This is a genomic window from Streptomyces sp. ATCC 21386, assembly GCF_018728545.1.
Taxonomy (GTDB): domain Bacteria; phylum Actinomycetota; class Actinomycetes; order Streptomycetales; family Streptomycetaceae; genus Streptomyces.
Genome location: NZ_JAAVVL010000001.1, coordinates 3,042,875 through 3,066,242 on the forward strand (window position 1 = coordinate 3,042,875; position 23,368 = coordinate 3,066,242).

General features: G+C 71.0%; 17 protein-coding genes and 1 pseudogene. 11 read left to right on the forward strand and 7 right to left on the reverse strand.

Annotated features, from left to right (window positions below; genetic code table 11):
• Positions 1 to 61: 61 nt before the first annotated feature.
• The 7 genes from GWK25_RS13285 (at position 62) to GWK25_RS13315 (ending at position 7,351) form a co-directional block, all read left to right on the forward strand.
• Entirely contained in the window at positions 62 to 796 is a 735-nt protein-coding gene (locus GWK25_RS13285; protein WP_215450232.1) for an SDR family NAD(P)-dependent oxidoreductase, read from the forward strand.
• Positions 797 to 1,037: 241 nt separating this feature from the next.
• Positions 1,038 to 1,391 carry a cupin domain-containing protein gene (locus GWK25_RS13290; protein WP_215450233.1) on the forward strand — a complete coding sequence of 118 codons (354 nt, stop codon included), beginning with the start codon at positions 1,038 to 1,040 and terminating at the stop codon, positions 1,389 to 1,391.
• A gap of 416 nt (positions 1,392 to 1,807) precedes the next feature.
• Positions 1,808 to 2,911 (forward strand): ABC transporter substrate-binding protein, encoded by a 1,104-nt coding sequence (locus GWK25_RS13295; RefSeq protein WP_215450234.1) that lies wholly within the window; start codon positions 1,808 to 1,810, stop codon positions 2,909 to 2,911.
• Entirely contained in the window at positions 2,904 to 4,043 is a 1,140-nt protein-coding gene (locus GWK25_RS13300) for an ABC transporter ATP-binding protein (RefSeq protein WP_215450235.1), read from the forward strand. The genes GWK25_RS13295 and GWK25_RS13300 overlap by 8 nt, the downstream gene beginning before the upstream one ends.
• A 3-nt stretch (positions 4,044 to 4,046) precedes the next feature.
• The gene (locus tag GWK25_RS13305; protein WP_215450236.1) at positions 4,047 to 4,943 is read left to right on the forward strand and encodes an ABC transporter permease; all 897 of its coding nucleotides are present in this window, start codon (positions 4,047 to 4,049) and stop codon (positions 4,941 to 4,943) included.
• Positions 4,943 to 5,806, forward strand: coding sequence for an ABC transporter permease (locus tag GWK25_RS13310; RefSeq protein WP_251828849.1), 864 nt, complete (start codon positions 4,943 to 4,945; stop codon positions 5,804 to 5,806). The genes GWK25_RS13305 and GWK25_RS13310 overlap by 1 nt, the downstream gene beginning before the upstream one ends.
• Positions 5,807 to 5,866: 60 nt before the next feature.
• Positions 5,867 to 7,351, forward strand: coding sequence for an NAD-dependent succinate-semialdehyde dehydrogenase (locus GWK25_RS13315; RefSeq protein WP_251828850.1), 1,485 nt, complete (start codon positions 5,867 to 5,869; stop codon positions 7,349 to 7,351).
• 416 nt (positions 7,352 to 7,767) lie between these two features.
• Here GWK25_RS13315 and GWK25_RS13320 read toward each other — a convergent pair whose 3' ends face one another.
• On the reverse strand, positions 7,768 to 8,952 hold the full coding sequence (locus GWK25_RS13320; RefSeq protein WP_215450238.1) for a magnesium and cobalt transport protein CorA: 1,185 nt from the start codon (positions 8,950 to 8,952) through the stop codon (positions 7,768 to 7,770).
• A 205-nt stretch (positions 8,953 to 9,157) separates the two neighbouring features.
• Between GWK25_RS13320 and GWK25_RS13325 the strand changes: the two genes are divergently transcribed.
• The gene (locus GWK25_RS13325; protein WP_215450240.1) at positions 9,158 to 10,276 is read left to right on the forward strand and encodes a winged helix DNA-binding domain-containing protein; all 1,119 of its coding nucleotides are present in this window, start codon (positions 9,158 to 9,160) and stop codon (positions 10,274 to 10,276) included.
• 157 nt (positions 10,277 to 10,433) lie between these two features.
• Here the strand turns inward: GWK25_RS13325 and GWK25_RS13330 are convergent, their stop codons facing one another.
• The 3 genes from GWK25_RS13330 to GWK25_RS13340 all read right to left on the reverse strand — a co-directional run bounded on the left by GWK25_RS13330 (position 10,434) and on the right by GWK25_RS13340 (position 15,593).
• Complete coding sequence (locus GWK25_RS13330) at positions 10,434 to 11,231, reverse strand: trypsin-like serine protease (RefSeq protein WP_215450241.1); 798 nt, start codon at positions 11,229 to 11,231, stop codon at positions 10,434 to 10,436.
• A 387-nt stretch (positions 11,232 to 11,618) separates the two neighbouring features.
• Entirely contained in the window at positions 11,619 to 14,471 is a 2,853-nt protein-coding gene (locus GWK25_RS13335) for a LuxR family transcriptional regulator (RefSeq protein ID WP_215450243.1), read from the reverse strand.
• A gap of 249 nt (positions 14,472 to 14,720) precedes the next feature.
• Positions 14,721 to 15,593, reverse strand: a complete 873-nt coding sequence (locus tag GWK25_RS13340) for a LuxR C-terminal-related transcriptional regulator (RefSeq protein WP_215450245.1) — start codon at positions 15,591 to 15,593, stop codon at positions 14,721 to 14,723.
• Between the two features lie 101 nt (positions 15,594 to 15,694).
• Here GWK25_RS13340 and GWK25_RS13345 point away from each other — a divergent pair, with 101 nt between their 5' ends.
• Together GWK25_RS13345 and GWK25_RS44740 are read left to right on the forward strand one after the other, a co-directional pair.
• Positions 15,695 to 17,374 carry an AMP-binding protein gene (locus tag GWK25_RS13345; protein ID WP_215450246.1) on the forward strand — a complete coding sequence of 560 codons (1,680 nt, stop codon included), beginning with the start codon at positions 15,695 to 15,697 and terminating at the stop codon, positions 17,372 to 17,374.
• Positions 17,375 to 17,416: 42 nt separating this feature from the next.
• A pseudogene (locus GWK25_RS44740) lies at positions 17,417 to 17,632 on the forward strand (hypothetical protein); the annotation flags it as partial.
• On the opposite strand, the gene GWK25_RS13350 reads toward GWK25_RS44740, so the two are convergent.
• On the reverse strand, positions 17,565 to 18,269 hold the full coding sequence (locus GWK25_RS13350) for a hypothetical protein (protein ID WP_215450248.1): 705 nt from the start codon (positions 18,267 to 18,269) through the stop codon (positions 17,565 to 17,567). The pseudogene GWK25_RS44740 and the gene GWK25_RS13350 overlap by 68 nt on opposite strands.
• Positions 18,270 to 18,558: 289 nt before the next feature.
• Here GWK25_RS13350 and gcl point away from each other — a divergent pair, with 289 nt between their 5' ends.
• Positions 18,559 to 20,343, forward strand: coding sequence for a glyoxylate carboligase (gene gcl / locus GWK25_RS13355; RefSeq protein WP_215450250.1), 1,785 nt, complete (start codon positions 18,559 to 18,561; stop codon positions 20,341 to 20,343).
• 1,012 nt (positions 20,344 to 21,355) lie between these two features.
• Here gcl and GWK25_RS13360 read toward each other — a convergent pair.
• Both GWK25_RS13360 and GWK25_RS13365 read right to left on the reverse strand, forming a co-directional pair.
• A complete protein-coding gene (locus GWK25_RS13360) occupies positions 21,356 to 22,246 on the reverse strand; it encodes a 2-hydroxy-3-oxopropionate reductase (protein WP_215450252.1) in 891 nt (296 codons plus the stop codon).
• A 47-nt stretch (positions 22,247 to 22,293) separates the two neighbouring features.
• Positions 22,294 to 23,142: a TIM barrel protein gene (locus GWK25_RS13365; RefSeq protein ID WP_215450254.1), complete on the reverse strand. Its 849-nt coding sequence runs from the start codon at positions 23,140 to 23,142 to the stop codon at positions 22,294 to 22,296.
• Positions 23,143 to 23,368 lie beyond the last annotated feature (226 nt).

The following is a 23,368-nucleotide window of genomic DNA, read 5'->3' on the forward strand; positions in this document are numbered from 1 at the left end:
ACTTCGTCCTCCCCGATCCCCCACCCCCGACCGACCTCCCCCGCGATCAGGAGTGCCCCACATGAGACTTGACAACGTCACGGCCCTGGTGACCGGCGCCAGCAGTGGCATCGGACAGGCGGTGAGTTCCCACTTCCGGCGTGAGGGCGCGCGGCTGCTGCTCACCGGCCGCCGAGAGCGACTCGACAGCGCTCAGCCCGACGATCTGTATGTTCCCGGAGACCTCAACGACGAGGCGTTCGTCGAGCACTTGGCCAAGCAGGCCGCCGAGTCCTTCGGCACCGTCGATGTCGTCGTCCTCAACCACGGCCTGCAGGCCGACGGCCCGCTCACCGAGATGGCCTGCGACGACGCGAGGAACGTGCTCGAGAGCAACCTGCTCAGCGCGTTCCTGGTGATGAAGCACTTCGCGCCGCTGATGCCCGAGACCGGCGGCTCGTTCGTCTGCGTCAGTTCACGGCTGGGCATGGTCGGCATGGCCGGGCAGGTCCTGTATTCCGCCGCCAAGGGAGGCCTCATCATGCTCGCCAAGGGCGCGGCGATCGAATGGGCCCCGCGCAACATCCGCGTCAACGTCGTCGCTCCGGGCCTGACCGCCACCCCGGTCATCGAAGCGGCGTTCCAGCGCAGGCCCGACCCCGAGGCCTACCGCCGCCAGCGCGAGAGCACGATCCCGCTCCAACGCCTGGCCACCCCCGAAGAAGTCGCCGACGCAGTGCTCTTCTTCGCATCATCGGAGTCGTCGTACGTGACCGGATCGGTCCTGACCGTCGACGGCGGATACACCGCCGGCTGAACAGCCCCGCTGAACACCACCACCAACAATGGGCCGAACGACCTGCACTGCTCTCGCCTTCTGCCTTGGGCGACCGCCGATCGTGGCATGAACTGTCGAACACGCGCCGAGCACGAGCCTCCTGCCGCCGTGCTCGAACAGGGCCACCCACGGTGCGCCCATGCCGACTACCGCATCCGATACCGCATCCGAGCCAAGCGGCGTCGCGGCTAGCAATTTCTCAAGCTCCAAAAGGAAAGACATGTCGCTCCTGAAGGCCATCGACACCAATCCCTCCTTCGCGCCTCGCGAGTCCGGCCCCCTCCCGGAACGCCTGATTTCCGGCAACCCCGCCTTCAAGACCTGGGCCCAGGACGTCGCCCGTGGGGAGTCCATCCATACGGGCATCTGGGAAGCGACGCCCGGCGAGCTGCGCTCGATCAAGGGCGACACCTTCGAGTTCTGCCACATCCTCTCCGGCGTCGTCGAACTCACCCCCGAAGGCGGCGAGCCGGTGATCTACAAGGCCGGCGACAGCTTCGTCATGAAGCCGGGCTACGTCGGCGTCTGGAAGACCATCGAAACCGTGCGCAAGATCTACGTGACCGTGATGTGATCCCGAATCCCGATGCCGCGCACCCTGATCGTCTTCGGATCTCTCGCGAAGCCACCTGTTGAGTTTCGCCGGGGCCGATGAACCGATCGGCCCGTTCCGCAGCCGCGAGCCCGGCTCTGCTTCATCCCTCACCACGCCCTCATGCTGCGGCTCTGGCGAGGACAACCCCACTTCGCTGATCACCGCCTGCCAGGGCTCCAGCTTCCCCACGGCCACAGCCGACGTCGCTCCGACGACCAGGTCGTCGGGGGACTTCGATCCACGGCGAACACGCGCCCAAAGCGGCGATCAGCGGCGATCGGCAACGTAGGCGGGCGATGTTCCGCCCGCGTTCGTCACCCTGCACCACCCCCCGCACCCGCGAGGTAAAGCCCCGCACAGCTGGTCCCACGCGTCCCCAGATGAGGAGTATTGCCATGAGTGATGCCCAGATCGGTCGTAGAGCGCTCCTGCGCGGAGCAGGCGGCATTGCCGCCCTGGCCGCTCTTCCCTCCCTCGCCGCCTGCGGTTCCGGCTCCAGCCGGACGTCCGGCGGCAGCGGTGGCAAGGGTTCCAAGACGGTGGTCGTCCGTGACAGTGGCGGTTCCTACGGTGCGGCTCTGCAGAAGGCGATCTACACGCCGTTCACGCAGGAGACCGGCATCCAGGTGAAGGTGCTGAACCTGGACGACGCTCCGCTGCTGGCGCAGATCAAGCAGGGCAGGCCGCAGTGCGATCTCATCAACAACTCGATGATGTCGCACACCAAGTACGTCAAGCAGGACGCCCTGGAGGCGCTGGACCTCGACCGGCTCAAGAGCGTGAAGAGCGCGAAGATCCCGCAGGAGCAGGTCACCGAGCATGCCGTCGGCCACGCTTTCTACGGTCAGTGCATCGGGTACCGCACGGACGCGTTCGGCGGCAGGAAGCCGGAGTCGTGGGCGGACTTCTGGGACACCAAGGCGTTCCAGGGCTCCCGCGCGATGGTCCATCCGGACGGTGACCTGCCGGAGCTGGAGTTCGCGCTCCTTGCGGACGGTGTGCCGATGGACAAGCTGTACCCGCTGGACGTCGAGCGGGCGTTCAAGGTGCTGACGCGGCTGCGGGGCGACATCAAGAAGTTCTGGGACAGCGGCCCGCTGCCCGGCGTGCTGCTGAGCCGCCAGGAGGTCACGATGTCCACGGTCTGGGACGGTCGGCTCGCCGATCTGGAGAAGCAGGGTGTCCCGGTCACCCGGCAGCTGAACGGTATGCGCCGGCAGTTCTCGGGCTACGCCATCGCCAAGGGCGCGGCCAACACGGACAACGCCTACAAGCTGATGGACTTCTCACTGCGTGCGGAGAGCCAGGCCGCCCTGGTCAAGTTCTTCCCGTCGAACCCGTCGTCCCCGCTGGCCTACGCCAAGCTGACCGAGGAGCAGCGCAACGCGTCCGCGGGTGCGCCGAAGTTCTACGACAAGGGTTTCGACGCGGACGTCGACTGGTGGCTGAAGAACGAGTCGGCCGTCACCAAGCGCTGGTTGGAGTGGGCTCGTGGCTGATTTCGGTGTCGCCGCACCGTCGGTGAAGGTGGCCGGCGTCAAGCCGGCCACCGCGACCGGCAAGGCGCTGTCGGTGGTGGCTCTGCGCAAGACTTACGGCGATGTCGTCGCGGTCGACGAGGCGTCGATGGAGATCGCGGCGGGTGAGTTCGTCACTTTCCTCGGCTCGTCGGGGTCGGGCAAGACCACGACGCTGATGATGATCGCCGGGTTCTGCGAACCCGACTCCGGCACCATCACCGTCGGAGGCCGTGATGTCACGCGTCTCGCCCCGCAGAAGCGGGGCCTGGGGTTCGTCTTCCAGCAGTACCTGCTCTTCCCGCACATGACGGTCAGCGAGAACGTCGCCTTCCCCCTCACCCTGCGCGGGGTGGGCAAGGACGAGATCCGCCGCCGGGTGGGGGAGACGCTGGAGATCGCCGGGCTGTCCGGGTTCGGCGGGCGTAAGCCGCGTGAGCTGTCGGGTGGTCAGCAGCAGCGTGTCGCCCTGTGCCGGGCGCTGGTCTACCGTCCGCCGGTCATCCTCATGGACGAGCCGCTGGGAGCGCTGGACAAGAAGCTGCGTGACCAGCTGCAGGTCGAGATCAAGTCCATCCAGCAGGAACTGGGCCTGACGGTCATCTATGTGACGCACGATCAGGAAGAGGCGCTGGTCATGTCGGACCGCATCGCGGTGATGCGCAACGGCCTGATCGAGCAGTTCGACACCCCGAGGGAGTTGTTCGAGCGGCCGAGGACGCCGTTCGTGGCGGACTTCCTGGGCGCGGCGAACTTCCTGCCCGGCCGCATCGACAAGCACGACGGCGAGCACACCCTGGTCCGCCTCGACGGCAGTGGTGGCCTGCTCAAGGCGCGCCGCCACCAGCTCGCCCCCGGTACTCGGGTGAAGGTGGCTGTGCAGCCGGGCCGGCTGCGGGCTTCCGCCGCCGACGACGGGTTCTGTACCGGCACGGTCGAGACCGCCACCTATGTGGGCACCCTGGTCCGCGCGGGCGTGCGCATCGACGGCGGTGACGGGCCGCTGCTGCGCATGGAGGTACCCGCGGGGCGGGGTCCGGTCGCGGGCGAGCGGGTCGGGATCACCGCCGACCCCGAGGACGTCAACCTCTTCGCCGACGAACAGGGCGGGTGAGCCATGGCCGCCACCCTCACCGCCACCGCCCCCGCACGCCCGCGCAAGCTGCTGGCCTCGCGCCGGACCCGGGTCGGGATCCTGTACGCGCTGCCGGTCGTCGTGTATCTGCTGGTGCTGTTCGTCTACCCGATCTTCAGCACGCTGCTGCTCAGCCTGAAGGACGCCGACGGCTCGTTCACGCTGCACTGGTACGCAGACGCCCTCACCGGCGTGAACCTGTCGGTGCTGTTCACCACGCTGCGGATCTCCGCCGAAACAGCGGTGCTCAGTCTGGTGTTCGGGTTCGTGCTGGCCCAGGCGATCTCCCGGCTCAAGCCCATCCTCGCCGGCCTGGCGATGCTCGTCGTGGTCGTCCCGCACTTCGTCTCCGCGCTGGTGCGCACCTACGGCTGGATCATCATGCTCGGCGACAAGGGCCTGGTGAACGAGACCCTGACGGCCATGTCGGTCCCTGGCGCGCCGTTCCAGCTGCTCTACAACGAGCTCGGTGTGGTCATCGGCACCACGTCGATGATGCTGCCCTACACGGTGCTGCTGCTCTACGGGGTGATGCGCGGAGTGGACCGGCGTCTGCTGGCTGCCGCGTCGAGTATGGGTGCGGGCAAGGTGACCATCTTCCGCCGCGTCTATCTGCCGCTGGTCGCGCCCGGTCTGGCCAGTGCCGGACTGCTGAGCTTCATCCTCTCGCTGGGCTACTACATCACCCCCGCTCTGATGGGTGGCCCGAATCAGACGATGATCGCGACCCTCATCAACCAGCAGGTGACCAAGGAGAACCAGTGGAACGGGGCCGCCGCGCAAGGAGTGATCCTGCTGGTGCTCACCCTGGCCGGACTGCTCCTGGTCAAGGCCGTCACCTCACTCGGCGCCAGCCGTAAGAAGAGGAGTGGGTCCTGATGGAGCTGCGCAAGACCCTCACCGGACGCATCGCCCTGACCGCTGTGGCCACGCTCATCCTGCTGTTCCTGGCACTGCCGATCGTCGTCATCCTCGTCACCTCCTTCAGCAACAACGCCTTCGCCGCCTTCCCCCCGGAGACGTGGACGCTGAACTGGTACAAGGCCCTGTTCGCCGACGGCAGCAAATGGCCCGCCGCGCTCTCCCTGAGCGCCCTGGTCGCCGCCCTGAGCACCGTGTTCTCCCTGATCATCGGGGTGACCGCGGCGACCGCCCTGGTCCGCAGCGAACTCCCCCTGCGCTCCGCGGTCTTCGCCCTGGTCCTCGGACCGCTGGTCATCCCCCAGATCGTCACCGCGCTCGGGCTGTTCCTGCTGTTCGAACCGGCCGCGATGCTCGGCAGCCCCATCGCCATCGCCCTCGGTCACACCGTGCTGGCCTCACCCATCGCGGTGCTCATCCTGATCGCGACCCTGCGCGGGATCGACGAACGCCTGGAGGACGCCGCCGCCAGCATGGGCGCCGGCCGCCTCACCATCGCCCGGAAGATCACCTTCCCGCTCGCGGCACCGGGCATGATCGCGGCGGCGATCTTCTCCTTCATCACCAGCTTCGACGAGTTCTACATCTCCCAGTTCCTCTCCTCCGTCGACACCGTCACCCTCCCGGTGCAGGTCTACAACTCCCTCACCTTCGAGATCGACCCCAGCGTCACGGCCGTCAGCGCCATCCTCATCGCCTTCGCCATCCTCGCCCTCGGCCTGGTCGCCCTGGTCCGCTGGATCGGCTCCGGCAGGCAGGACTCCCTGCTCTCGGTCGAGAACACGGTCGGCGTCGCCAACCCGGGAGGCGAAGCCGTATGACCACCCACCGACCGTGCTTCGCAACCACAGCAGTCTTCGATCAGCGAAAGGGCCACGCGCATGACTGACATGCTCACCGCTCCCTCGTGGGAGTCGGCAGTTCTCGAATCCGTCCCTCGTGGCTTCCTCGCCCACGACTGGCAACCCGCCACCGGAGGTCGCACCTTCGAGGTGCGCAACCCCGCAACCGAGGAAGTCATCGCCACCGTCGCCGACTGCGGCCCACGGGAGGCATTGAGCGCACTGGACGCGGCGGCCGCGGCCGCCGACCAGTGGGCCCTCACCAGCCCGCGGGATCGTGCGGCCGTCCTGCACCGGCTCACCGACGCCCTGATCGAGCACCGTGAGCGGCTGGCTCGGATCATCACCCTGGAGATCGGCAAGACGATCAGAGAAGCCCGGGGCGAGGTCGACTACGCCGCAGCCTACTTCCGCTGGTACGCCGAGGAGGCGGTCCGTCCGCCCGGGCGCAGTACTCCCTCTCCGGACGGGAGGAGTCACATCGTCACCGTCGCCGAACCGGTCGGCCCTTGCCTGCTGATCACTCCGTGGAACGTGCCGCTGGCCATGGCCGCCCGCAAGGCCGCCGCCGCCCTCGCCGCAGGCTGCACCGCCATCCTCAAACCGGCCGCGCTCACCCCGCTGTCTTCTCTGGTGCTGGGCGAGCTGGCGCGCGAGGCCGGCGCGCCCGCGGGTGTCCTGACCGTGATCACCAGCAGCGACGCGGCAGCGGTCAGCACGACGCTGCTGGCCGACCCCCGGCTGCGCAAGGTGTCCTTCACCGGGTCCACCCCGGTCGGCAGGCTGCTGCTCCAGCAGAGCGGTGCCCGGGTGCTGCGCACCTCGATGGAGCTGGGCGGCAACGCGCCTTTCCTGGTCTTCGACGACGCCGACCTCGACCTCGCGGTCCGCGAAGCGGTGATCGCGAAGATGCGGCTGGGCGGCCAGTCCTGTGTCGGCGCCAACCGGTTCCTCGTCCAGGAGGGAATCGCCGACGCGTTCGCCGCCGCGCTGGGCGAACGGATCGCCGCCATCCGGGTGGGTGCCCCGGACCGAGAGGACACCGAGCTCGGCCCACTCGCCGACCACCGGGCGGTGGACAAGGTCCGTCACCTTGTCGAGGACGCGGTGGCCCGTGGTGCCGTTGTCGTCGGCCAGGCGGACATCCCTGACGGGCCGGGCCATTACGCGGCGCCGACCGTGCTGGACCATGTCCCCGCCGACGCCGAGATCATGAGTGAGGAGATCTTCGGTCCCGTCGTGGCCATCCACCGCTTCTCCACCGAGGCCGAGGCCATAGCGGTGGCCAACGACACCGAGCACGGCCTCGCGTCGTATGTGATGACGTCCCACATCGACCGCGCCCGGCGGGTCGCCGCCCGGCTCCAGGCCGGAATGGTCGGCATCAACCGCGGCCTGGTCTCCGAGGTCGCGGCACCCTTCGGCGGGGTCAAGCAGTCCGGCCTGGGCCGTGAGGGCGGACCCGAGGGCCTCCACGAGTACCAGCAGCTCAAGTACCTGTCGCTGCCCGGCTTTCACAGCTGAGCAAGCCGAAACGCGCGGAGCCTGCTTCCGTCGTGCAGGGCAGGGCAGTGACCGGGGTGAGGGTCGATTCCGCTACGTGCACCAGCGGCTCGGTCAAGGGTGTCCGCCAGTCTCCGGCGGCTTTGATGTCGCCGGCCTGGCCCCCCGGGTCGGATCCTCGACAGGCCGATCCTCGGGACGCGGCGCCCGGCGGCCTGGCGGGGGACCGGATGCCGGTGACCGACGACGAAGGCGGGCGACGTCGCGCGGAGGTGTCGACCGGGCAGTTATGCGGGGCAGTTGCCGAGAAGGGGAGGCGGCGGTCGGCATTGATTTCTTCCCGTGCCCTCCCCACCGATCCCCCAAGGCGATTCCGGCCCTGCCGTCGGCCGATGCGAGAGCGAAGACCACGGAAGGCGCGGGCTCGACGAAAGGGCTCAGAGCCAGTCCCGCCGCTTGAAAATAACGTACAAACTGGCACAAACGACCCCCATCAGGCCGATCGCGAAGGGATAGCCGAAGACCCAGCGCAACTCCGGCATGTGCTTGAAGTTCATCCCGTAGATCGTCCCGACCAGCGTCGGGGCGAACAGGATCGCCGCCCACGACGAGATCTTCTTGATCTCCTCGTTCTGTTCGAAGCCCGCCTCCGCCAGGGCCCGCATCTCCGCGTTCTGCTGCTGGGTGACGAGGGTGGCGTTGACCGTGAGGATCTCGGTGAGGGCCTGGCGGAAGCCGTCCACGCGCTCGCTGGTGTGGGTGACGTGGTCGGCGACGTCGCGGAGGTAGCGCTGGAGCTCCTCGTCCGTCTCGTACTTGGTGAAGCCGGCCATCAGGCCGTGGAGCATCCCGACCAGGGGGCGCGTGGCGCGCTGGAACTCGACCATCTCGCGCGAGAGTTCGTAGATGCGGCGGGAGACCTCCGGGTCGCCGCGGAAGACCTCCGTCTCGATCTCGTCGATGTCGTTCTGCACCCCCGCGACGACGGGCGCGTACCCGTCGACCACCGCGTCGAGGATGGCGTAGAGGACCGCCTCGGGGCCCAGCTTCAGCAGTTCCGGGTCCTTCTCCATCCGGCGGCGCACGGCCGACAGGTCCGGTGCCGCCCCGTGCCGGACCGTGATGACGAAGTCCGGCCCCACGAAGACGTGCAGCTCGCCGAAGTCCACCTCCTCCAGCGCGTCGAGGTAGCGCGCGGCACGCAGGACGACGAAGAGGGTGTCGCCGTAGCGTTCCAGCTTGGGGCGTTGATGCGCCTCCATCGCGTCCTCGACCGCCAGCGGGTGCAGGTCGAACTCGGCGGCCAGGGAGAGGAGTTCGGCCTCGGTCGGTCGCGCGAGCCCGATCCACGCCATGCCCGCCGGGGCCCGGCGGAGTTCGCGGAAGGTGTCCGCGAGGGTCGCTGGGGAGGAGACGCGTACCCCGTCCTGGTACAAGGCCGCCTCCACCACACTGGCGGCCCGCTCGACCGCGGACGGTGGCGCCGGGTCCGGGCGCGGTGTCGTCGGCCCGCCGGGCGGTGTCGGCGGAGAGGGCAGCGCACGGCGCCAGACGGACTTCCGGCCGCTCTTGGAAGTGGGGCCGGTGCTCTTCGGCGCCGGACGGGCGCGTCGATCGGCCATCGCGGATGCCTCCCGAGGTGCGCGGAGTCGTAGGACTGTGTGATCACCCATCAGGATACGGACAGGTACGGACGGGATTACGGACCGGTACGGACCGGATTACGGACAGGGCGCGAACAGGGGCCGGGGGAGTTCGGCGGTGAAAACCGTGCGCCCTCGATGTCGAGGACAGAAGTTGTCCGCAACGCCCGCTAGCGTGCACAGCATGACGAACAAGGCGCCCCAGACCGCCGCTCCCCGGCTCGGCACCCTCGCTCTCAATCGCGCGACCCTGGCCCGGCAACTCCTCCTGAGCCGGGTGGAGATGTCCGCCCACGACGCCGTCGAACACCTCGTCGGCCTCCAGGCGCAGAACGTCCAGCCGCCCTACTACGCGCTCGCGGCCCGTCTGGACGGCTTCGCGCCCGAGCAGTTGTCGGAGCTGATGGCCGATCGGGAGGTCGTCCGCATCGTCAGCATGCGGTCCACGATCCACACGCACACCGCCGAGGACTGCCTCACCCTGCGGCCGTTGGTGCAGCCGGCCCGGGAACGTGAGCTGAACCTGTTCCGCAAGGGTCTGGTCGGCGTCGACCTCGACCGGCTGGAGGCCATCTCCCGCGAACTCGTCGAGGACGAGCCGCGCACACTGAAGCAGTTGCGTGAGGCTCTGGTCGTGGAGTGGCCCGACGCAGACCCGTTCGCCCTCGGCCTCGCCGCGCGCTGCCGGCTGCCGCTCGTCCAGGTGACCCCGCGCGGCCTGTGGGGCAGGAGCGGGCAGGTCGCCCTGACGACCGCCGAACACTGGCTCGGCCGGCCCGCCCAGGAGGCCCCGGCACCCGAGGCCGTGGTCCGGCGCTATCTCGCCGCCTTCGGGCCCGCCTCCGTGAAGGACATGCAGACCTGGGCGGGACTGACCCGTCTGCGCGAGGCGTTCGAGCGGCTGCGCCCGGAGCTGGTCACCTTCCGGGACGACCGCGGCACCGAGCTCTTCGACCTCCCGGACGCGCCCCGCCCGGACCCGGAGACTCCGGCGCCGCCCCGGCTGCTCCCCGAGTTCGACAATCTCCTTCTCTCGCACGCCGACCGTTCCCGGGTCGTGCCCCCCGACCTCAAGGGCCGTTCCTGGCAGGGGAACCAGGCCCACCGCACCTTCCTCGTCGACGGTTTCCTGGCCGGTATCTGGAAGCTCGACGGCGACGTCGTGACCCTCGAACCCTTCGGCGCTCTCACCGTGCGGCAGCGCGCGGAGCTGGTGGAGGAGGCCGCCCGCCTGCTCAAGACGCTGCACGGCACCGGCTCGTACGACATCCGCTTCGGCACGGTGGCAGCCGCCGACCGGTGACCCGCCGTCGACCGCGGCCCGCCGCCCTCGTCGCACAAGTGGAGAGGGGGCGCCCCGAACCGCTCGTGGCAGGTTCGAGGCGCCCCCTGATATCACCTGAGGACGTGCCTCAGGAGTCCGTGGGCCGACTTCCCGTCGCTTCTTCCCGTGTCTTCCGTTACGAGTTGACCTGCGCGGCGACCGCGCTGGAGAAGGTGGTCAGCCGGGTGTAGATACCGGGGTACTGCGCGTCGGCGCAGCCGTAACCCCAGGAAACCACGCCTGCCAGGACGCCCCCGATCATCAGGGGGCCGCCGCTGTCGCCCTGGCAGGTGTCCACGCCGCCGGAGGAGTATCCGGCGCACACCATGTCGCTCGCGATGAACGCGGAGCCGTAGGAGCTGGAGCTGCCGCAGACCGAGTTGGCGACGGTCGGCACGGTCGCGGTGCGCAGCTGGTTGGAGGAGGAGCCGCCCGAGGAGGTCGTGCCCCAGCCGACGATACGGGCGGTGGTGCCGGCCGCGTAGACGCTGGTCTGGGAGGAGGAGACGTACGGGACCGTGGTGTACGGCATCGACGTCGACAGCGTCAGCACCGCCACGTCGCTGCCCTGTTCGGCGGCCGTGTAGTTCGGGTGGATCCAGATGCGGCTGACCTGGCTGACCGTACCGTTGGTGCCGTTGCGGTAGGTGCGGCCGCCGACCACGCGGGTGCTGGAGGCGGATCTGCCCTCGACACAGTGGGCCGCGGTGATGACCTTCGTCGGGGAGACCAGGGTGCCGCCACAGAACTGGCTCTGCGAGGCGTTCGTGATCTGCATGACGTACGGGTACGCGCTCGCGGTGGTGGTGGTGCCACCCACGATGGGCTGGGGAGCGGCGACGGCGCCGGGCGCGGTCAGCAGTGCGCCGGCAGCGGCGGCGGCGGTGGCAGCGGCGGCGACCATCGACTTCTTGGCGCGGTTGAACCCGAACATGGTTCTCCTCATGGGGGGTTGCCGGTGGGGGACGCGCGGGTGGGGGGAGTGCACAGAGCCTGCGGTGCCGCCCCCGCTCGGGGGAGCCGAGCGGGGGCGGCGGGCCGGTCCGTGTGCCCTGGCGTGCGGCACGTCACAGAAACTAAGAGTCGGAGCGAGTCGCTCCCAAGGGGGGATCCCCCTAGGGGAGTTGAGGAGGGAAAACCCTCGATGACCCGGGCCGGGGTTTGAGCCTAGGCTGGAGCCGCAAGGTCGCCGCCCCACACGGATGCCTCCACGGTGCGCCCGCACGGATGTCTCCCCGGCGCGGCAGACGACACGCAGACGGGAATGTGACGCGACAGGGCCCAGGTCCCGGGAGGGGCTCGTCAGCCGGTCCCGGGGAGGTCAGTTCGTACGGTGTCCCGCCGCCAGACGCACGATGTCCACACGCGACCGGATACCCAGCTTCCGGTAGACGCGTGTGAGGGTCGCCTCGACCGTCTTCACGCTGATGTACAGCCGGCCGGCGATCTCCCGGTTGGTCGCGCCCTCCATGACCAGCTCCGCGACCTGGCGTTCCGTCGCCGCGAGCACGGAGAGGGCGTCCAGCGCGGACGGGGCGATCGCGGGCTGCGGCGGCGGCGCCGGGGCTACCGAGGCCTCCTCCACCTGGCGCAGCCACGGCAGGGCGCGGCACCGGCGGAACAGCCGGGACGCCTCGTCGTACACGCCCGGTGCGGGCACCCCCCCTGGCCGGCCGGCACCGAGGCCCTGCGGGGCGGCGCGCAGCCCCGCCAGGGCGTACGCGGCCCGCGCCTCCTCCAGGCCGTGGCCGAGTTTGGCGAGCCGGTCCTGTGCCGACGTCAACTGCCGTACGGCGGCGTCCTGTTCACCCCGGGCCGCACGCACCAGGGCCTCGGCGCGGTCGAGCACGGCGAGCACGCTCTCCCGGCCGAGCCGCAACGCCTGCTGACGGGTGACATCGACGACGTCCTGCGCCTCCGCCAACTCGCCCACCCGCACCAGGGCTTCGGCGAGGTCGCCGTGCCACCGGCCGCGCGCGGGGTCGTAGATCCCCAGCCCGTCCTCCAGCTCCCGCACGCGACGCAGGGACTGGACCGTTCCCGGCGCGTCCCCCGCCACCAACTGGGCGTGCCCGAGGGCGCCGAGGGCGCGGGAGAGGTACATCAGGTCGCCGTCCTGCTCGGCGCGGTCGGCGGCCTCACGGGCGAGTGCCCGGGCCCGCTCCACATCGCCGCCGGCGGCCTCCGCGAGCGAGGTGAGCATGGCGGACGCGCCCTCGCCGATGCCGGAGTCCCGGGCCAGGACGTAGCCCTCGCGGGCGAGGTCGAGGGCCCGGCCGCAGTGCCCGGAGCGCAGCTCGGTCTCGGCGAGGAAGCGCACGTAGTGCACCTCGCTCTCGACCATGCCGCGCCGGCGGACCTCCCGCAGCAGCGAGGTGATCGTGGCGCGGGCCTCGCCGAGCTGGTCGCTCATCAGCAGCCAGCGGAAGCGGGTCGCACCCGCCCCGTTGTGGTGGCACGCGAGCAGCGGGTCCTGCGGCTCCTTCAGCGCCCGTTTGATCGTCATGGGCGCGTCCGGGTGGCCCATCAGCATCTCGGTCTGCGCCTGGAAGGCCAGCGCGAGCAGCTCCGTGCGCCGGTCCTCGGCGCGTCCGGCCAGCTCCGCGGCGCGCGCGGCCTCCTCCCGGCTCTGCGCGAAGTCGCCCTCCAGGACCAGCGCCCGCCAGGCCAGCTGGTAGCGGACCAGCCCGAGCAGCCGCGGGTCGTCGCCCGCGTCGGCGAGGACCTGCGGGTAGACGGCGTCGACCTCGGCGAGGGACTGCCCGGCCGCGTCGATCACCACCATCCAGGCCCGGACCCGCTCGGCGGGCTCGGTGGCCCGGCTCAGCACCTCACGCGCGATGTCCCGGCCGAGGTCGTTCTCCCCGGCGGTGATCGCGTCCTCGGCGGCCTGCAACCGCCGCTCGTCCGGGCCGGGAGTCGCGTCCGCCGGGGTGTGCCGGGCCGAGAGCAGCCCCAGCTCGGCGGCGACCGAGGGCGCGCCCCGGTCCCGGGCCGCGGCGGCGGCCTCGCCGAGCCGTGCGGCGACCTGCGGATCGGTGCCCTGGGTGGCCAGCGCCAGGTGCCGGGCCCGTTCGATGGGGTCGACGGCGGCGGTGGACAGTGCGGCGTGGGCGGCCCGCCGCTCCTGCGCGGTCGCCTCGGCGTACAGCGCGGCCGAGACCAGGGGGTGCGCGAACCGCACGCCCGGCGCCTCACGCTCCGGAGCGAGCAGGCCCAGCTCGACGGCCTGCGCGGTCTCCGCCTCGGCGTTCTCCCGCCCGGCGGCGCGCAGCAGCGCCAGCGTGGGCCGGGCACCGGCGCTGGCGACCAGCAGGGTACGGCGGGCCTCGGCGGAGAGCATGTCCAGCCGGTTCAGGACCAGGGTCCGCAGCGAGGTCGGCACGGGAAGCGGCTCACCGGGGCGCGGCGGGGTCGCGCGGTCGGCGAGGGCGCGGCCCAGCTCCAGCGCGAACAGCGGGTTGCCGCCGCTGGTGCGGTGGATGTCACGCACGGTCGAGCGGGGCAGACCGGTGTAGCCGCGGTTCTCCAGCAGCTCGGCGACGTGCGCCCGGGACAGCGGGGCGACCCGCAGGGCGAGGGTGTCGGGCGGAGACGCGCGTAGATACCTGTCCTGCTCGTGGCCATGGGGGTCCGTCGAGGTGCGTACGGCGCACAGCATGCGCACCGGCATCTCCCCGAGCCGCCGCGCGGCGAACCCGAGCAGCTCCACACTGGCCGGATCCAGCCACTGGAGGTCGTCGGCGACGATCAGCACCGGGCCCTTGGCGGCCAGCGCGCGCAGCGTCGACAGCACGGCCAGCCGCAGGGCCAGCCCGTCACGCTGGAGCGTGGACTCGCCACGGCCGGTGAGCGCGGACTCCAGCGCGGTGCGCTGCGGCGCGGGCAGCTGGTCGGAGACCTCGTCCATGACCAGCCCGAGCAGGTCGGTCAGGGCGAGGAACGGCAGATGAGACTCGGACTCGGTGGCCGAGCACCGCAGCACCGTCCGTGCCGAGTCTTCGTATTCGGCGGCCAGGGCGCGCAGGACGGTCGATTTCCCGATGCCCGCGGAGCCGTGCACCAGCACGCTGCCGCCCCGCGAAAGCTGCTCGCGCGCCCCGGCGAACAGCTCCTCCCTGCCAATGACCAGGTCGGGGCGGGGTCTCCCAGGCTCCTTGAACTCCCGTCGCACGGGCCACCGCTCCCCTCGAGTGTCGTGTCCGGGCCAATATTAGGCGTCCGGTCTTTGAATTTCGGAACGCGGCCCGGTGTGGGAAATAACAGGAAGGGTACGGCATAGGGAATTTCACAGGCCCGTTACATGAATGCTCCCGGGACACGACGGCCGCGCCCCGGGAGAGGCGCCCCGTCAGTGGCGCGGGAAACCGCGCGACCGGCCCCCAACCGGCCCGCAGTGCGAGAACCGACCCCACCGCCCCACCTACGGCAGTAGCCCCGCCCGGCGGGCGGCCACCACCGCCTCCCACCGCCCGTGCGCCCCGAGCTTCCGCATGGCCGACCTCAGATATGCCTTCACCGTCTCGGGGCGCAGCCCCAGACGCTCCGCGGCGACCCGGTTGCTGGCACCCGTCGCGACGCACGCCAGCACATCCGTCTCACGCGCCGTGAGGACGACCCGGGGCACACCCTCCGGCGGGGCGCTTCCCCCGCCGGTCACGCCGGCGAGGCGCCCGCACACCCGCAGCAGCTCCGCCCGCAGCTCCGGATCGTCGACGCGCGGGGCGAGCGCACGCAGCGCCCCGTGTGCCTCCCGGACCTCCTCCCACGCCCCGGCCGCCCCCTCGGGCGTCGGGACGGTCGCGGCCAGCAGGTTCCGTGCCTCGTCGCGCACCACCAGCGTCTGCTCCATGTCCCGTGCCGCGTCCAGCGCGGCCGAGACCGTACGGTCGCCCAGTGGCTGGGCCGCGCGCAGGGCGCCGTACAGCACGCCGCGCACCTGGCGCCGTACGACGACGGGGACCGCGAGGACGGAGCGGATGCCCTCGGCGGCGACCGCGACGTCGTACTCGTGACTGATGCGGCGCGACGTGGAGTAGTCAGTCACCCAGCAGGGCCGGGCCAGGGCCACCGCCTTGCCGCCGAGACCGCTGCCGGAGTGCACGGCCAGGCCCTGGAGCGAGGTGGTCCGGTTCCCCTGGAGTTCGCTGATGCGCAGTTGCCCGGGACCGGGCTCGACCAGACCCGCGAAGGCGAGCGGCAGTCCGGTGGCCCGCCGCAGCCGGTGCAGCGCGCCGCGCAGGTCCGCCCGGCCCGACCAGGCCGGCCCGACGGAATCAGAGGGATCCAGTGCCACGAGCTCGCCCCTTCCGCGCGGCGCACCCCCGTTCGGGGGTAGTGAGACGTGTATCACGCATTACACGATGTCAGGCAACGGTCCGGCAATGAGGAGGACACATGTCGGCGAGGACGAGCGCCACGGAGGAGTTCCGGGCGGCCCGGGACTTCTTGCTGGCCCATCGCGAGGACTACGCCACGGCCTACAAGGGTTTCGACTGGCCCCGCCCCGAGTACTTCAACTGGGCGCTCGACTGGTTCGACGTGATCGCACGTGGGAACGACCGCACGGCCCTGTACATCGTGGAGGAGGACGGCGCCGAGACCCGTCTCTCCTTCGCCGAGATGTCCGAACGTTCCTCGCGTGTCGCCAACTGGCTGCGGGACCGGGGCGTCCGCGCCGACGACCGCGTCCTCGTGATGCTCGGCAACCAGGCGGAGTTGTGGGAGACCGCCCTCGCAGCGATGAAGCTGCGCGCCGTCGTCATCCCCGCGACCCCGCTGCTCGGCCCGGCCGATCTGCGGGACCGCGTGGAGCGCGGCCGGGTCCGGCACGTGATCGCGCGCGCCGAGGAGGCGGCTAAGTTCGCGGACGTTCCCGGCCGTTACACCCGCACCACGGTCGGCGGCACGGTCGAGGGATGGCGGCCGTACGAGCAGGCCTACGCGGCCCCCGCCCACTTCGAGCCGAACGGTGCGACCAACGCCACCGACCCGCTGATGCTGTACTTCACCTCGGGCACCACCGCACGGCCCAAACTGGTCGAGCACACCCATGTGTCGTATCCCGTCGGCCACTTGGCCACCATGTACTGGATCGGTCTGCGCCCCGGCGACGTCCACCTCAACATCTCCTCGCCCGGCTGGGCCAAGCACGCGTGGTCCAACCTCTTCGCCCCGTGGAACGCGGAGGCGACCGTCTTCCTCCACAACTACACGCGCTTCGACGCGAGCCGGCTGCTCGCGGAGATGGACCGCGCGCGCGTCACCACCTTCTGCGCCCCGCCCACCGTGTGGCGCATGCTCATCCAGGCCGACCTCGGCCAGCTGCGGACCCCGCCCCGTGAGGTCGTCGCGGCCGGTGAACCCCTCAACCCCGAGGTGATCGAGCAGGTCCGCCGCGCCTGGGGCGTCACCGTCCGGGACGGCTTCGGCCAGACCGAGACCGCCGTCCAGGTCTCCAACAGTCCCGGCCAGGAGCTGAAGAGCGGCTCGATGGGCCGGCCCGCCCCCGGCTACAAGGTCGTCCTCCTCGACCCCGTCACCGGTGCCCCCGACGCCGACGAGGGAGAGATCGCCCTCGACCTCTCGGGCCGCCCCGTCGGCCTCATGACCGGCTACCACGGAGACCCCGACCGTACGGCGGAGGCCATGGCCGGTGGCTACTACCGCACCGGCGACATCGGCTCCCGGGACCCGGACGGCTACCTCACCTACGTGGGCCGCGCGGACGACGTGTTCAAGGCCAGCGACTACAAGATCAGTCCCTTCGAGCTGGAGAGCGCCCTGCTGGAGCACGAGGCGGTCGCCGAGGCGGCCGTGGTGCCCGCGCCGGACGAGGTGCGGCTCGCCGTGCCGAAGGCGTACATCGTGCTCGCGGCCGGGTGGGAACCGGGCCCGGACACCGCGAAGCTGCTCTTCGAGCACTCCCGGACGGTCCTCGCCCCCTACAAGCGCCTGCGCCGCATCGAGTTCGGCGAACTCCCGAAGACCGTCTCCGGCAAGATCCGCCGTATCGCGCTGCGCGAGGCCACGGCCGAGGGCTCGGACGCGGAGTACCGCGAGGAGGACTTCCGGTGACCTCGTACGGCCATGGGACGGGCGCGACCCCGTTGCCGTCCCTGCGTCGTCCCGCGCGAGGCCGCCGCACCGCCCACCCTTGAGGAGCTGCGGGCCTTCTGCGACGGGCGGTTGGCGCACCGCAGGATCTGCAGCGCGCTGCGTGTCCTGGACGCCTTCCCGATGACGGCCGGTACGGCGTGGTCGTCGCTCAGGTGCTCGCGCCGGTGGCGACCAGCTTTGTCGCCGCGCGGTTCACCGGCTGCGGGGTGCCCGTGAGATCCAGGACGAACAGGGAGACGCCCAGGCCGTCGGCGCGGTCGCGGGCCTCGTCCACGTACCCGGCGAGGGAGAAGTACACGCAGTCGGCGGACTCGGTCATGGCGGTCAGCCACAGGCACTCGACGTCGCGCGGCGAGGCCGGGCGCACCGACGGGTCCACCTGGGCCAGGACACCCCGCGCGGCGAGCCCGATCCCCGCGGGCTGGCGCTGGTCGGCGCGGCGGATGTCCTGGTAGCCCAGCCAGCGCAGATAGAGGGCGACGGCGGTGACGGCGTCGCGGGCCGTGCGGATGGTGACGGGGCGGAAGGCCGCGCGGGGGCCGTCGTCCGCCCCGGTCGTCCGCACGGCGTCGCCCGGGCCCAGCGGTCGTAGGGCGCCGGTCACGGGCACCCGCAGCACGGTCCCGCAGGAGCAGCCGAGCTCCGGGTGGGGCCACTGGTCGGCGCGGCCGCAGTTCCCGCAGCGGACCGTGACCCAGTCCTCGTCCCAGGTGCGGTGGGTGACCGCGGTCGGGGCGGCGCGGTGGTCGAGGGCCGGGGCGACCGGGGCGCCGCACGCACAGGGGTAGGCCGGGGCCGCGTACCGGTGCTCCCGCCCGCAGTCGGGGCACCGCACCGCCATGCTCTCGCTCATGCTCCCCACCCCACCGCCGGGCCCGTCGCAAACGCCTCCTCATCGTGCCCCGGGCAGGGCCCCTCCGGCAGGGAAACACCCCGAGACGCCCCGGTGGGTTCCGCGCTCCGCGCCCTTGACGCTCCCTGACCCGCCCCCTACATTGCTTCCAGATAGTAGAAAATATTTTCCGCAATGTGGAATCAGTGAGCGACTGAGCAGGTGCGGAAATCACACCGACAGATCACGGAAGTGCTCACCGCGGGGCGCGACGGGAGCGCGAGTCCGGCAGCTGAAGCAGGAGTACGCAATGGCTCGTATGACCGCTGCCCGCGCGGCAGTCGAGATCCTCAAGCGCGAGGGAGTCCGTGACGCGTTCGGGGTCCCCGGCGCCGCGATCAACCCTTTCTACGCGGCCCTGAAGGCGGCCGGCGGGATCCAGCACACCCTCGCCCGGCACGTCGAGGGCGCGTCGCACATGGCCGAGGGATACACCCGCACCCGGGCCGGGAACATCGGGGTCTGCATCGGCACCTCCGGGCCGGCCGGCACCGACATGATCACCGGGCTGTACTCGGCCATCGGTGACTCCGTCCCGATCCTCTGCGTCACGGGCCAGGCGCCCACGGCCGTGATCCACAAGGAGGACTTCCAGGCCGTCGACATCGCCTCCATCGCGGGGCCCGTCACCAAGATGGCCGTCACCGTCCTGGAGGCCGCGCAGGTCCCCGGCGTCTTCCAGAAGGCCTTCCACCTGATGCGCTCCGGCCGTCCCGGGCCCGTCCTCGTCGACCTTCCCGTCGACGTGCAGCTCACCGAGATCGAGTTCGACCCGGACACCTACGAGCCGCTGCCGGTCCACAAGTCGGCCGCCACGCGCGCCCAGATCGAGAAGGCGATCGGGATGCTGAACGCGTCGCAGCGGCCGCTGATCGTCGCCGGCGGCGGCATCATCAACGCCGACGCCTGCGAACTCCTCGTGGAGTTCGCCGAGTTGACCGGTGTGCCGGTGGTCCCCACGCTCATGGGCTGGGGTGTCCTGCCGGACGACCACGAGCTGAATGCCGGCATGGTCGGCCTCCAGACCTCGCACCGCTACGGCAACGCCACCTTCCTGGAGTCCGACTTCGTCCTCGGCATCGGCAACCGCTGGGCCAACCGGCACACCGGGAAACTGGACGTCTACACGGCCGGGCGGACGTTCGTCCACGTCGACATCGAGCCCACCCAGATCGGCAGGATCTTCGCTCCCGACTACGGCATCGCCTCCGACGCCAGGGCCGCGCTGAAGCTGTTCGTCGCGGTGGCACGGGAGCTGCGGGCGGCCGGCCGGCTGCCGGACCGCTCCGCGTGGGCGGCCGACGCGCAGGACCGCAGGGCCCGCCTCCAGCGGCGTACGCACTTCGACGACATCCCGATCAAGCCGCAGCGTGTCTACGAGGAGATGAACAGGGCCTTCGGGCCCGAGACCCGGTACGTCTCCACCATCGGCCTCTCCCAGATCGCCGGCGCCCAGATGCTGCACGTCTACCGCCCGCGCCACTGGATCAACTGCGGCCAGGCGGGCCCCCTCGGCTGGACCGTGCCGGCCGCGCTCGGCGTCGCCAAGGCCGACCCGGAGGCATCCGTCGTCGCCCTCTCCGGTGACTACGACTTCCAGTTCATGATCGAGGAGTTGGCCGTCGGGGCGCAGCACCGCATCCCGTACGTCCACGTCCTGGTCAACAACTCCTACCTGGGCCTCATCCGGCAGGCCCAGCGCGCCTTCGACATCGACTTCCAGGTCAACCTGGAGTTCGAGAACGTCAACTCGCCCGAGCTGGGCGTCTACGGCGTCGACCACGTCAAGGTCGCCGAGGGCCTCGGCTGCAAGGCGATCCGGGTGACGGACCCGGCCGACCTGGGCGCCGCGTTCGAGCAGGCCAAGAAGCTCGCGGCGGAGTACCGGGTCCCGGTGGTCGTCGAGGCGATCCTGGAGCGCGTCACCAACATCGCGATGTCCACGACGAACGACATTGGCGACGTGGTCGAGTTCGAGGAGATCGCGACGGAGCCGGGGCACGCTCCCACGTCCGTCAAGCCGTTGCGGGTGTGAGGGGCTGAGGGGCTGAGGGGCATCCGCGGTGGCGTGGAGCGTCGCCGCCGGTGACCTTGGGCGTCGGCTGTGTCTCGTCGGAGTCGGGGGCGGCTCATCCTGGGGGTGGGCCGCCCCGTCCCGTGCCCGGGTCCTCGCACGGCGCCGAGCGTCTCGGAGAGGGCGGACAGGGAGAGGGGAGGCCTTGCGGCGACGTGACCTCGCGTGCATGCGAGCCGCTTCGTCGCGCCGCCGCGCTCGGCCTCCCCCGTTACCCCGGTTCACCCCCGATCCCCGGGCCCCCGTTTCCCCCGGGCCCCCGTTTCCCCCGTGGGGCCTTTCCCCCGTCGAGGCCCGCCGCCCCCGTGCCGGCGGGCCTCGTGTGTCGAGAATGTGCCCTGCCCCAGGGGCAGTTGAAGCCCCCCGGCGTGCTTTCAGAGCTTGATTTGAGGGTTCCGTAGACGCTCTACGCAGCCTTGCGTAGGCAGCGGGCGCTGACGGCCGCCGGTGATCGGGGTGTCGCACCCTGATCGCGAAAGGCCCGCCACCGGCTGGGCGGTGCACGGGCTGAGCGAAATCGACGGGTCGGACCGCGGCGGCCGCGGCGGCTCCGGTCTCGTGTCCCTCACGTCGAGACGCGGGCCGGGGCCTTCACCACCGCACTGGCGCGCAGCGCCGCCGCGGTCCGTGCCCTGCCCGCGAGCGACCGACGCTCACCCCTCATCCGGGTCGGTCGGAAACGGTCGCGGGCGGTGCGTCCGGTGGCTGATGGGTGTTCACCAGGGACCGGACGCCGATCGGGGATGGCAGGGGATGGAGGAAGACGATCGCCGGGGCGGGGCGCACGGCACACCCGTCGGCGACGGCCCGAGCTTCACCCCCCGTCAGGGGTCGTACGGCCGCCGAGGCGGGTACGCCGACGTCGCTCAGGAAGTCGGCGTACCCGGGACGGCGGTTCCGGCCCGCGGCGGCGCCTGGGCGCGACAGGACAGATGTCGGCGCCGCCGCGGACCGGAAGTGGGTGGAGCGACCCTCAGACCTGGGCGCCGGAGAGGCGTTCCACGGCCCGCAGCAGGGCCGAGTGGTCGAGGCCGCCGTCGCCCTGGGCGCGCAGCGAGGCCACCAGTTGGGCGACCACGGCGCCGACCGGCAGGGCGGCGCCCACGGTGCGGGCCGCGTCGGTGACGATGCCCATGTCCTTGTGGTGCAGGTCGATGCGGAAGCCCGGCTTGAAGTCCCGGTCAAGGAAGTTGCCCTTCTTGCGGGCCAGCACGGTCGACCCGGCGAGCCCGCCCCCCAGGACGTCGAGGGCCGCCGTGAGATCGACGCCCGACTTCTCCAGGAAGACCACGGCCTCGGCGCACGCCTGGATGTTGACGGCGACGATCAGCTGGTTCGCGGCCTTCACGGTCTGCCCCGCACCGTGCGGACCGCACAGCACGATCGTCCTGCCGAGCGCCTCGAACAGCGGCACGGCCTCGTCGAAATCGGACCGGTCGCCGCCGACCATGATGGACAGCACGGCCTCGACGGCGCCGGCCTCACCACCGGAGACCGGGGCGTCGAGCACCCGGATGCCCTTCTCCCGCGCGGCCTTCGCCAGGTCGACGGAGGTCTGCGGGGTGATGGACGACATGTCGATCAGCAGGGTGCCGGGCCGGGCGTTGGCCAGGATGCCGTCGGGACCGTACGCGACGGCCTCGACCTGCGGGGAGGCGGGCACCATCGTGATGACGACGTCGGCGTCGCGCACGGCGTCGGCGACACAGGCCGCCGCGGTCCCGCCGGCGGCGGTCAGCCGGTCCAGCTTGTCCTGCTCCAGGGTGTGGCCGGTGACGTCGTAACCCGCCTTGATCAGGTTCTCGGACATGGGGGAGCCCATGATGCCGAGCCCTATCCACGCGACCTTGGGGAGATTGCTCATGGTGAGGGTGCCTCTCTGACTGCTCTGCTACGGCGGTGGGGTGGGCCTCAGCGGCCTCGGCGAGCCGCGCGGGCCTCCCGGGGGAGCCACTCGAAGGCCTCGGAGCTCGGCCGGTCGCCCGGCTTGTACTCCAGGCCGACCAGGCCCTCGTAACCGGCCTTGCCCAGCTGGTCGAGGAGATCCTCCAAGGGGACGGCCCCGGTGCCGGGGACGCCGCGGCCGGGGTTGTCGGCGATCTGCACGTGCCCGGTCCGCCCGGTGTGCTCGGCGATCACCCGCGGGAGGTCCTCGCCGTTCATGGACAGGTGGTAGAGGTCCATCAGAAAGCGCGCGTTGCCGAGGCCCGAGGCCTCGTTGACCTTGTCGACGACGTCGGCGGCGGCCGGGGCCGACACCAGCGGGTAGAGCGGTGACTCCACCTTGTTCAGGGCCTCGATCAGCAGGATCGCGCCGATCCGGTCGGCGGCACGCGCGGCCAGGACCAGGTTGTCCAGGGCCAGGGCGTCCTGCTCGGCCGGGTCCACACCGGCGACGCGATTGCCGTACAGCGCGTTGAGCGCCCCGCAGCCGACTGACTCGGCGAACTCCGCGACCACGTCGACGTTGGCGCGGAAGCGCTCCGCTTCCTCGCCCGGGATCGACAGCGCGCCGCGATCCGGTCCGGGCAGCACCCCCGAGTAGAAGTTCAGCCCGGTCAGCCGTACGCCCGCGTCCTCGAACGAGCCACGCAGGGCGTCGAGTTCGGACCGAGGGGGAGTGGGGGAGTCGACCCAGGGCCACCACAGCTCGACCGCGGTGAAGCCGGCCGCGGCGGCGGCCGCGGGGCGCTCCAGGAGCGGGAGTTCCGTGAAGAGGATCGACAGGTTGACGGTGTAGCGCTGCTCCGCGAATCCCATGGGCCCTCGGACGCTCCCTTCCGTGCACTCTCCGAGTTCAACCGGACTGTATTTCGTATGGTGGAACTCTCTTTCTGCTTAATGGAAGATTGCCGTCGGCGGCCGGAGCTTGTCAAGAGGGCACGGCGGTAAACGGCACCGCGCGTCAGGACTTCGCCCAGATCTGCAGGCGTTCGTCGAGGAGCTTGCGAGAGAAGGCCGGGGGTGCCGAGCTCACGGGCCAGGA

Bases quoted from the DNA above. Each gene is read 5' to 3' on its own strand.
- GWK25_RS13285 (WP_215450232.1), top strand. From the start codon at position 62: ATGAGACTTGACAACGTCACGGCCCTGGTGACCGGCGCCAGCAGTGGC.
- GWK25_RS13290 (WP_215450233.1), top strand. From the start codon at position 1,038: ATGTCGCTCCTGAAGGCCATCGACACCAATCCCTCCTTCGCGCCTCGC.
- GWK25_RS13295 (WP_215450234.1), top strand. From the start codon at position 1,808: ATGAGTGATGCCCAGATCGGTCGTAGAGCGCTCCTGCGCGGAGCAGGC.
- GWK25_RS13305 (WP_215450236.1), top strand. From the start codon at position 4,047: ATGGCCGCCACCCTCACCGCCACCGCCCCCGCACGCCCGCGCAAGCTG.
- GWK25_RS13310 (WP_251828849.1), top strand. From the start codon at position 4,943: ATGGAGCTGCGCAAGACCCTCACCGGACGCATCGCCCTGACCGCTGTG.
- GWK25_RS13315 (WP_251828850.1), top strand. From the start codon at position 5,867: ATGACTGACATGCTCACCGCTCCCTCGTGGGAGTCGGCAGTTCTCGAA.
- GWK25_RS13320 (WP_215450238.1), bottom strand. From the start codon at position 8,952: ATGGCCGATCGACGCGCCCGTCCGGCGCCGAAGAGCACCGGCCCCACT.
- GWK25_RS13325 (WP_215450240.1), top strand. From the start codon at position 9,158: ATGACGAACAAGGCGCCCCAGACCGCCGCTCCCCGGCTCGGCACCCTC.
- GWK25_RS13330 (WP_215450241.1), bottom strand. From the start codon at position 11,231: ATGTTCGGGTTCAACCGCGCCAAGAAGTCGATGGTCGCCGCCGCTGCC.
- GWK25_RS13345 (WP_215450246.1), top strand. From the start codon at position 15,695: ATGTCGGCGAGGACGAGCGCCACGGAGGAGTTCCGGGCGGCCCGGGAC.
- GWK25_RS13350 (WP_215450248.1), bottom strand. From the start codon at position 18,269: ATGAGCGAGAGCATGGCGGTGCGGTGCCCCGACTGCGGGCGGGAGCAC.
- gcl (WP_215450250.1), top strand. From the start codon at position 18,559: ATGGCTCGTATGACCGCTGCCCGCGCGGCAGTCGAGATCCTCAAGCGC.
- GWK25_RS13360 (WP_215450252.1), bottom strand. From the start codon at position 22,246: ATGAGCAATCTCCCCAAGGTCGCGTGGATAGGGCTCGGCATCATGGGC.
- GWK25_RS13365 (WP_215450254.1), bottom strand. From the start codon at position 23,142: ATGGGATTCGCGGAGCAGCGCTACACCGTCAACCTGTCGATCCTCTTC.